General features: G+C 33.2%; 3 protein-coding genes and 1 pseudogene. 2 read left to right on the forward strand and 2 right to left on the reverse strand.

From position 1 onward, the window contains the following. A pseudogene (locus tag ACJMLZ_RS07065) lies at nucleotides 1-298 on the forward strand (phenylalanine--tRNA ligase subunit beta); the annotation flags it as partial. Between the two features lie 149 nt (nucleotides 299-447). Here the strand turns inward: ACJMLZ_RS07065 and ACJMLZ_RS07070 are convergent. Beyond that, complete coding sequence (locus ACJMLZ_RS07070) at nucleotides 448-852, reverse strand: secondary thiamine-phosphate synthase enzyme YjbQ (protein WP_405304926.1); 405 nt, start codon at nucleotides 850-852, stop codon at nucleotides 448-450. Nucleotides 853-905: 53 nt separating this feature from the next. Then, a complete protein-coding gene (locus tag ACJMLZ_RS07075; protein ID WP_405304928.1) occupies nucleotides 906-2,651 on the reverse strand; it encodes a nitrous oxide reductase family maturation protein NosD in 1,746 nt (581 codons plus the stop codon). A gap of 342 nt (nucleotides 2,652-2,993) precedes the next feature. Between ACJMLZ_RS07075 and ACJMLZ_RS07080 the strand changes: the two genes are divergently transcribed. Further along, a partial coding sequence (locus ACJMLZ_RS07080; RefSeq protein ID WP_405304929.1) for a right-handed parallel beta-helix repeat-containing protein occupies nucleotides 2,994-5,446 on the forward strand: 2,453 nt, incomplete at its 3' end.

Below are 5,446 nucleotides of genomic sequence, written 5' to 3' on the forward strand. Positions count from 1 at the left end.
AAAGGAAAACAAAACAAGATCATCTAAAAAATTAGCAGCTTTGATTTGTCATTCAACAGCCAACTTTACTGAAATCAAATCCGTTGTAACAAGCGTTTTGGGCAATTTGGGATATACTATGGAAATTTCCGACAGCCAAAACAAAACATTCATTGAAGGTAGGGTTGCGGATGTGACAGGTGAGGCTCAAAAGGGTACAATCAAAGGATTCTTTGGTGAGGTATCTCCTGAAGTCATAACCAATTTTACCTTAGAATATCCTGTTATCGCATTTGAAATTGAATTTATCAACAAATAGATTCATTTTCAATACCACAATTTTCTCATCTGTATCTCAATTTGAGTGTAATTGCTCGCTGCCGGAGATGAGTCATAATTATTGAAAACAAATATTAGGATCAGTAACAGGATTATGATTCCTATTAAAATTATTGTCCATCTTTTCAATTATTCACCAACCATCATCAAAGTTATTGTTCTTTGGCGTCTTGGTCCATCTAATTCGATGAAAAAAACAGATTGCCAAGTGCCCAAATCAAGTCTTGAATTTTTTATAGGCAGACATTCACTTGAAGATAACAGAAATGATTTCAAATGGGATTTTGCATTATCATCAATTCTGTCGTGCTGATAGCTGAATTTGTCTGAAACCAAATTGTTCAGCATAAATTCAAGATCGCTTAATAAACCTGACTCATTTTCATTGACAACGATTGCTGAAGTGGAATGCCTTGAAAAAATGGATATTATCCCTTCATCAATGTCAATTAACTCATTAACTTTAGATGTTATGTCAATAATTTCAAAATTTTTATTTGTATCGATTTTAAAAGAATAAGATTTGACTGTCATCAATGATAGTTTTGTTAAAAGTTCTATAAATAAAAAAAGAAAAAAGGAAAATTTTAATCGAATTCATCTTTACTGTTTCGCCTGTATCCAAAAATAAGGCATCCCATCAAAACCAAAATAGACAGAACAACAAGTCCTGATGTATTTAAAAGCTCTTTTGAAGTTGTAACCGGAGGTACAATCTCATATGCCTTACCTTCCTGTGATTCATCACCACTTCCAACTTCCCCTGCATTCAAATCACCGTTGGATAATGCATCCTCTCCATTATCGGATGTATCCTGAGATGGAATGTCTGAACTGTTTGTCCCATAATTACCGGATATTTCTGAATTAGCCTTATGGGAACCTGATGAATTGCCGTCATTGGTGGAATTTCCTTGTTTGTTCGAACTTCCTTGGGCTTTTGAAGTTCCATTATTGAATGAATCTTCAGACCCAACATCTCCATTATTTGATGATGAGCTTGAATCTTTCTCTTCACCTTTTTCACCCTTTGCAGGAGTGTATTTGTAATTGACAAATTCACCGGCAATTTCAACTTCAACATCATATTCTACATTTGGATCCAACTCCACATCCACGACAGCCTTACCATTGACAAATTTGGCAGTGTACTGATTTCCATTAACTTTAACCTGTGTCTCGAAAGCCGCAAATTCATTAACCGGTTTACCTGATGAGTCTTTCATTTGGAAACCAAGAGAGTTACTGATTGATAATGTGTCCAAGTTCATTAAAGCCGCAATGAGTCTTGGACATACCCATGTATTTGTCGGGTCATTTGAATCATACCAGTTATCCCCTAATGTATAATCAGGATTTTCCCAATAATTTTTAGCCTGGAAAAACTCATTACCTGCCAAATAATTATATTGGAAGATAAGCCTTGACTCGCCATCGCTTTTAAACCCTGCTCCAAATAACAGTCCGTTACCTGTTTCAAAACCCCCCATTGAAGAACGGGGATCCTTTCTGTTAAGAGTTAATGAATTTGATGTAACCAAATCATAAACGGATGTTGAATTGATGAAAATACCATTGGAATTCTCATAAGCATTATTTCCTTTAATCAAATTATATGAAGAGGAATTATATGTTGAAATCCCATTTAAATCGTTGTGATGAATATCATTATTCGTAATATTGCAATAATCGATATTGGAAGTTTCGATTCCAGACTTTTTATTATATGAAATAGTGTTATTATCAATTAAGCTATTTTTGACATCCAAAAGCTGCAATCCATTTTTACGGGCTTTTGAAATTACATTTTCAGCAATTAATATATTGTCTGAATTTTTAACCAAAATGCCATTAATTCCATCGGCAATTGTGTTATTGATAACTTGAACATGATTTGTGCCATTCAAGACAATAGCATTTTCGCAACCGGTAGCAATTATAGAAATTCCGGACAATATGCTGCCATCACTATTTTTTGTAAAGTAAAATCCGAAAGTTTTTTCTATTCCTAAACTTTTGGCCTTATCAGATATGCTATTTGATACATAGACAACACTATCATTTTTGGAAATAATATTTAGTTTCTTGTCTACAACCAGAGAGATATTGTCGTATTCCTTATCTGTAAACTCAAAGGTATCGCCATCATTGGCATTATCCAATTTGGATTGAATGTCCTCACTGGATAAATCTGAGGTAATTATATGATAAATGTCGTTACAATCTGAAAGTATATTAATATTGTCTTGTACCGTATCGGCAGCACCGACTGATGAAATCAAGAATAAGAACAATATGGATATGAAAAAAAGATTAAAAACTTTATTATTCATATAAAAAAACTTCCCCTACATTATTTTTCATAATCAAATGATTAAAATCTGATAAATTCCCTTGAATGAAAAATTTATCTATGAATAAAATATTGATTATCGATTATATATTGATATCTTATACATATAAATCTAACCCATATAACAGCATTATATCGCAAAATAACATCGATATAAAGAAATTTATAAGGAATAAAATATATTAACAATGTTATATTAAAAATTTAAGACATTTCCATTTAAATAATATTAAAAACAATAATTAATTAATTGCTTATCGATTAATTTTATTCAATAAATTTAAATAAGTAATTAATTATAAACGGGAGAAAAGTGAAAAAAATGAATAAAAAGAGTTTAATATTAGCTATTCTGTTAGTATTAATGGTATTCTTAAGTGCAAGTGCAGTATGCGCTGAAGATACAAATTCAGTCGATAATATCATAACTGACACTCAAGGTACTGAAATTACTGTTCAAACTACAGATACTAATGATCAAATTCAGGAAAAAATTAATAGTCTAAAAGACGGAGACACATTATCCTTTGAAAAAGGGGATTATAAGGACATATGCCTATACGTTAATGGAACCAGCATTACAATTAACGGTAACGGCGCAACATTATACGGTCTTAACAATCTAACCTCAAAGGATTTAGGTGAATACAAAGATGACGTATACATTCCTGGCCGCATCCCAGAGATAATTTCAAATAAAACTACACAGGGAGGATACGGAATTGCTAATCCTGCAACATTATACATACTCAAGACAAATAATCTTGTTATAAAAGATTTAAATATCGTAGCAGGGGCAAACAGTGGAACCGATAAGGGAGCAGATACCTTAAGATACAGCAATTGTTTGGTTTATAACTACCAATCCAAAAACACTCAAATCATCAATTCAACATTTGACGGTTCAACATGGGGTATTTACTACTTCCAATCTACTGCAGGACTTATAGAACGTAACACAGTTAAAAATCAAGGAGTTACTGGAATATTCAACTTCCAAACACCAAATACTACAATCAGAAGCAATACTGTAATAAATGCTAAAAACCACGGTATTGATGTAAGACACATGGTTGGACCAAATGTCAAAGTTCTTGATAACAAAATTGTCGGATCAAAAGAAGGCATATATCTGTTACACTCAGGAAAACACACCGTAACCGGAAATACAATAATCAACTGTTCATTAAGTTCAATTACCTGCTGTGGAGCAAACAATATACTAATCGAAAACAATACACTACAAAATTCAAGAATCGGTGTTTTATTATCCGGAAGTGCACCTGTAGGGGGCAGTTATGTAGGATACACCAACATCACTATCGGAACCAATACCTGGAAATTGGATACACTACCTTTCCCACCATCATTCACATTCTATGTAGCGGAAGCAAAAAGCGATTATTCTACTGTCGAATCAATGATGGGTACCCACAGTGACAGCCTTTATGGCGATACCTACAGCGAATATACCGGAATCACTGAACCAAGTCCTATTGTAATTGATTATGATACAATCCTAAAACCAACAAGCACTACAAAAACAATTACATCCGGAATGACCAGTGCACAAATCCAAGAAACAATTAATTCAATGAACGATGGAGATACATTAATCTTTGAAAAAAATGCAGTATTTGAAGACGTATGCATCTACATTGACAAAAACATTAAAGTCATTGGAAACAACGCAACACTGAAAGGCGTAAACAGCGTAAGTTACGATTATATACCTGAAATAGTTGTGAAAAAAACCAGTGAAGGAGGATATGCAATTCCAAATATCGCAGTATTATATGTATTAAATACAACTAACGCAGTTATTAGTAACTTAAATATTGTAGCTAATTACCCTAAATATACCATGCCATGCCAACCAGGTACTGAAAATTATAATGCATATTATACAACTGGTATTTATGCAGGATTAAGTAAAAACTTAGTTATTACAGGATGTACTGTTAATGGCGCTTCCTGGGGTATTTTCTTAGGTGGTAGGCCAGATGGCGATTACAAATATGGATGTCAAAATGCAATAATTACTAAAAACACTATTAAAAACCAATACACAACAGGTATCATGAATTTCGCATCTCCAAATTCAATAATTGCAGACAATAAAGTAACTAATGCAATTAACCACGGAATTGATGTAAGATTCCCAGCAGGATTTGGAGCAAAAGTTTTCAACAACACTATTTCCGGTTCTAAAGAAGGTATTTATCTTTTACATTCATATGGACACTACGTTTACAACAATACAATTTCAAACTGTAAAATTAGTTCAATTACATGTTACGGATCACACGATGAATACATCTTCAACAACACTTTAACTAAAAGCAGAGTTGCAATTTTACTTGGTGGATCAGCTGACAACTCCTATTACAATGTAACCATTGGTCCAAATACCTTTGATGGAGATAAACTACCATTCCCACCAACATTCGCATTTACTCTCGCTAAATCTGAAAATCAATATCAGACCGCAACTGATGTAATGACAACATATTCCGATAAGAATCTTGTTAATATCATTGCAGAAGATGTTGAAGCCAAACCACATACCGGTCAGCTTGACTTTACATTAACTGACCAAAACGGCAAAAATTTAGCCAATACAGATGTTATTGTGTCACTCAATAATGTTAACAGCACAGTTAAAACTAATGAAAATGGTAGCGCCAGCATTCCTTTAGACTTAGATGAAGGAAATTACGTTGCAACCATTATCTATAAAGGCAGCGACAATTACAAAAAAGCTACTGCAAACGT

The sequence above is a fragment of the Methanobrevibacter sp. genome, assembly GCF_045126245.1.
Lineage (GTDB): Archaea > Methanobacteriota > Methanobacteria > Methanobacteriales > Methanobacteriaceae > Methanocatella.